The sequence below is a fragment of the Streptomyces sp. MBT65 genome, from assembly GCF_016612545.1.
GTDB lineage: Bacteria > Actinomycetota > Actinomycetes > Streptomycetales > Streptomycetaceae > Streptomyces.
In genome coordinates, this window is record NZ_JAENRY010000449.1 from 1 (window position 1) to 4766 (window position 4766).

At 72.1% G+C, this 4766-nt stretch carries 4 protein-coding genes; all 4 read right to left on the reverse strand.

Translation table 11 applies throughout. The features are described 5' to 3' along the window. Positions 1 to 66: 66 nt before the first annotated feature. Entirely contained in the window at positions 67 to 462 is a 396-nt protein-coding gene (locus tag JHN63_RS47780) for an NUDIX domain-containing protein (protein WP_200691402.1), read from the reverse strand. 8 nt (positions 463 to 470) lie between these two features. Then, complete coding sequence (locus JHN63_RS47785) at positions 471 to 1289, reverse strand: RNA methyltransferase (RefSeq protein WP_200691403.1); 819 nt, start codon at positions 1287 to 1289, stop codon at positions 471 to 473. An 82-nt stretch (positions 1290 to 1371) separates the two neighbouring features. Continuing rightward, a complete protein-coding gene (cobA, locus tag JHN63_RS47790; protein ID WP_200691404.1) occupies positions 1372 to 2604 on the reverse strand; it encodes a uroporphyrinogen-III C-methyltransferase in 1233 nt (410 codons plus the stop codon). A 145-nt stretch (positions 2605 to 2749) separates the two neighbouring features. Continuing rightward, positions 2750 to 4766, reverse strand: a 2017-nt coding sequence (gene cobT, locus JHN63_RS47795; RefSeq protein WP_200691405.1) for a nicotinate-nucleotide--dimethylbenzimidazole phosphoribosyltransferase, incomplete at its 5' end; no start/stop codon positions are given.

Below are 4766 nucleotides of genomic sequence, written 5' to 3' on the forward strand. Positions count from 1 at the left end.
GCCCTGAAGGGGCCTCGTCCTCAAACGCCGGACGGGCTGAGTCATGCTGGCCTTGCCTTGTCGCGCTTACAGACCCGGCAGCACGTGTTCGAAAAACTCTCTGTCCGCGTCGAAGAGCGGGGCGAGGGTCAGGAACTCGGTCGGGGTGACCCAGCGGACCTCGGAGACCTCGGCCGGGTCGGGGACGATCGTGCCGTTGCCGGTTTCGGTGGCGGTCCACCAGTGGAGGCGGAAGCGGCCGTCGTCCGCCTGGGACTCCCAGACCTTCGACAGGGGGGAGACCGCGAGGCCGACTTCCTCGTGGACCTCTCTGACCAGGGCCTCCTCCTGGGTCTCCCCCGGTTCCAGCTTGCCGCTGAGTGGGGCCCAGTAGCCGGAGCGCGCCGAGTCGGGGCCCCGGCGGATGACCAGGACGCGGTCCGCCCGCCGGAGGACGGCGACGATCGCCTCGCGCTGGGCCAAGCGTGCTCCTAGAGTTCGGGGCGGCCGGTGGCCACCGCGTAGAAGGCTACGGCAGCGGCGGCGCCCACGTTGAGGGAGTCGACGCCGTGGGCCATCGGGATGCGGACCCATTCGTCGGCGGCCACCAGGGCCTGGGTGGAGAGCCCGTCGCCCTCCGCGCCGAGCATCAGGGCCACCCGGTCCATGCGGTGCGGGGCCGCCTCGTCGAGGCTCTTCGCCTTCTCGTCGGGGGTGAGCGCGAGGAGCGTGAAGCCCGCCTCGCGGACCGACTCCAGGCCCTTGGGCCAGCTGTCGAGACGGGCGTAGGGGACGGAGAAGACCGCGCCCATCGAGACCTTCACGCTGCGGCGGTAGAGCGGGTCCGCGCAGTCGGGGGACAACAGGACCGCGTCCATGCCCAGCGCCGCCGCCGAGCGGAAGATCGCGCCGATGTTGGTGTGGTCGTTGACCGACTCCATGACGACGACCCTGCGGGTGGTCTGGAGGAGTTCGAGTGCCGTGGGGAGGGGTTTGCGCTGCATGGAGGCCAGCGCGCCCCGGTGCACGTGGTAGCCGGTGACGCGTTCGGCCAGTTCCGGGCTCACCGCGTAGACGGGGGCGGGGAGTTCGTCGATGACGTCCCGCATGACGTCGACCCACTTCGCGGACAACAGCATCGAACGCATCTCGTAGCCCGCGTCCTTGGCCCGTCTGATGACCTTCTCGCCCTCGGCGATGAACAGGCCCTCGGCCGGTTCGCGCTTGCGGCGCAGCTCTACGTCGGTCAGGCCCGTGTAATCACGCAGGCGCGGGTCGTCGGGATCCTCAACGGTGATGAGATCGGCCACAGGGTGATACTGCCTTGTCCTGGGTGTGGTGCCAACGGCTGGGAACGGGTTGTGTTACCCGGGGTTACTCGGATGCCGCGGATTACACGGATGTCCTCGGGCCTACGGTGACCACCGCGCCGATGACGATCACCGCCGGCGGCTTCACATCCTCGGTGCGTGCGGTCTCGCCGACCGTCGCGAGGGTCGCGTCCACCCGGCGCTGGGCGGCCGTCGTGCCCTCCTGGACCAGGGCGACCGGGGTGTCGGCCGGCTTGCCGTGCGCGATCAGGGTCTCGGCGATCTTCCCGATCTTGTCGACGCCCATGAGGACCACGAGGGTGCCGGTGAGCTTCGCGAGGGAGGGCCAGTCGACCAGCGAACGCTCGTCGTCAGGTGCTACATGGCCGCTGACCACCGTGAACTCGTGTGCGACACCTCGGTGGGTGACCGGGATGCCGGCCGCGCCCGGCACCGAGATCGAACTGGAGATGCCGGGCACCACCGTGCACGGGATGCCGGCCTCCGCGAGCGCCTGGACCTCCTCCATGCCACGGCCGTAGACGTAAGGGTCGCCGCCCTTCAGTCGTACGACGGACTTGCCCTGCTTGGCGTGTTCGATCAGGGCGTTGTTGATGGCCTCCTGGGCCATGTACCGGCCGTAGGGGATCTTCGCCGCGTCGATCACCTCGACGTGCGGGGGGAGTTCGGCGAGGAGGTCGCGGGGGCCGAGGCGGTCGGCGATGACGACGTCGGCCTCGGCGAGGAGGCGGCGGCCGCGGACCGTGATCAGGTCCGGGTCGCCGGGGCCGCCGCCGACGAGGGCGACGCCCGGGGTGCGGGTGCGGTGGTGGGGGGCGACGAGGGTGCCGTCGCGCAGGCCCGCGACGACCGCGTCGCGGATGGCGGCGGTGTGGCGGGGGTCGCGGCCGCGGGCGTCCGTGGTGAGGACGGCGACCGTCACGCCCTCGCTGTGGCCCGTCGCCGGGGTCCATGCGGTGGCCTGGTCGGCGTCGTCGGAGCGGACGCACCAGACGCGGTTCGTCTCGGCTTCGGCGGAGGCCCGGCTGTTCGCTTCCGGGTCCGTGGTGGCGATCAGCGCGTACCAGGCGTTCGCGAGGTCGCCCTCCGCGTACGGGCGACGCTCCCAGGCGATCTCGCCCGCGTCCGCCATCGCCTCGACGGAGGGGGTCGCCTCGGGGGACACGAGGGTGATGTCCGCGCCCGCCGCGATCAACGCCGGGAGGCGGCGCTGGGCGACCTGGCCGCCGCCGAGGACGACGACCCTGCGGCCGGTGAGGCGGAGGCCTACGGGGTAGGCGGGGTGTTCGGCCATGAGGGTGCGGCTCCTCGGACGGGCGTGCGGTGGGCGCTACGGCACTGGAGCAGCCCTGACGTGCGGATTTTAGAGTGCGTTCAGCGTACGGCGGGGGTGGGGCGGGCGCGACGGAGCGCCTGCCGACCCCACCCCCGGTACGGGGCTACTTCTCGGTGACGCCCGCCGAGTCGAACGTCGCCACCTCGTGCATCGCCCGCGCCGTGCTCTGCACCAGCGGCAGCGCGAGCAGCGCGCCCGTGCCCTCGCCGAGGCGGAGGTCGAGATCGACCAGCGGGCGCAGGCCGAGCTTGTTGAGGGCGGCCACATGGCCGGGTTCGGCGCTGCGGTGGCCCGCGATGCAGGCCGCGAGGACCTCGGGGGCGATCGCTCGGGCCACGAGAGCCGCGGCACCCGCGCTGACGCCGTCCAGGATCACCGGCGTACGCAAGGACGCACCGCCGAGCAACAGGCCGACCATCGCCGCGTGTTCGAAGCCGCCGATCGCGGCGAGCACGCCGATGGGGTCGGCCGGGTCCGGCTGGTGGAGGTCGATCGCGCGGCGCACGACCTCCGTCTTGCGGGCGAGGGTCTCGTCGTTGATGCCGGTGCCCCGGCCGGTGACCTCGGCGGGGTCGGTGTCCGTGAACACCGAGATGAGGGCGGCGGACGCGGTGGTGTTCGCGATGCCCATCTCACCTGTCAGCAAAGCCCTGTTGCCGGCCGCGACGAGGTCGCGGGCCGTCTCGATGCCCACCTCGATGGCCTGCTTGGCCTCCTCGCGGGTCATCGCCGGGCCAGTCGTCATGTCGGACGTACCGGCACGGATCTTGCGGGGCAACAGGCCTGGTGTGGCGGGGAGTTCGGACGCCACGCCCACATCCACCACGCACACCTCGGCGCCCACCTGGCTCGCGAAGGCGTTGCAAACGGCGCCGCCGCCAAGGAAGTTGGCGACCATCTGGGCCGTGACCTCCTGCGGCCAGGGCGTGACGCCCTGCGCGTGCACACCGTGGTCGCCCGCGAAGATCGCGACGGCCGCAGGCTCCGGGATCGGCGGCGGGCACTGCCGGGAAAGACCGGCGAGCTGCGCGGAGATGATCTCCAGCATGCCGAGGGAGCCCGGCGGCTTCGTCATCCGCTTCTGCCGCTCCCACGCCTCGCCGAGCGCCTTCGCGTCCAGCGGGCGGATCCCGGCGACGGTCTCGGCGAGCAGGTCGTGCGGGTCCTCGCCGGGCAGGGCGCGGCGGCCGTACGTCTCCTCGTGCACGACCCAGGACAGCGGGCGGCGCTTGGACCAGCCGGCCTGCATCAGCTCGGGCTCTTCCGGGAACTCGTCGACGTAGCCGACGCAGAGGTACGCGATGACCTCCAGGTGCTCCGGCAGCCCGAGCGCGCGGACCATCTCGCGCTCGTCGAAGAAGCTGACCCAGCCGACCCCGAGGCCCTCGGCACGGGCCGCGAGCCACAGGTTCTCGACGGCGAGGGCGGCGGAGTACGGCGCCATCTGCGGCTGCGTGTGCCGGCCCAGGGTGTGGCGGCCGCCGCGCGTCGGGTCGGCGGTGACGACGATGTTCACCGGGGTGTCGAGGATGGCCTCGATCTTCAGTTCCTTGAACTGCTTCGCCCTGCCCTTGGGCAGCGACTTCGCGTACGCCTCGCGCTGGCTCTCGGCCAGTTCGTGCATGCTGCGGCGGGTGTCGGCGGAGCGGATGACCACGAAGTCCCACGGCTGGGAGTGCCCGACGGACGGCGCGGTGTGCGCCGCCTCCAGCACGCGCAGCAGCACGTCGTGCGGGATCGGGTCACTGCGGAAGCCGTTGCGGATGTCCCGACGCTCCCGCATCACCTTCAGCACGGCCTCGCGCTCGACGTCGTCGTAGGCGGGCGCGGCGGGGCCGGTGGACTCTCGTACGTCTTCCACTACGGCCGTGCTCTCTTCTTCCTGATCGGCTGCCCGGGTCTCCAGGTCGTCCGCGTGCTGTACGAGTTCCGGTTCGAGGTCGGGGTCGGCGTCGGCCTCGCGGGGGGCGGGGACGGCGGCGAACCCTTCCTCCGGACCGACCGGTTGCTCCTCCTGGGGAAGGGTCAGGGGGTGCGGCGGGGTCGGCGCGAGATGCGGGGTGGTGGGCACGGAGCCTTCCACCGGGACGAAGCGGCCGAGGGAGTCGTCCGGGTGGGGG

Excerpts from the sequence above, each read along its gene's own strand:
- cobA (WP_200691404.1), bottom strand. The coding sequence starts at position 2,604 with ATGGCCGAACACCCCGCCTACCCCGTAGGCCTCCGCCTCACCGGCCGC.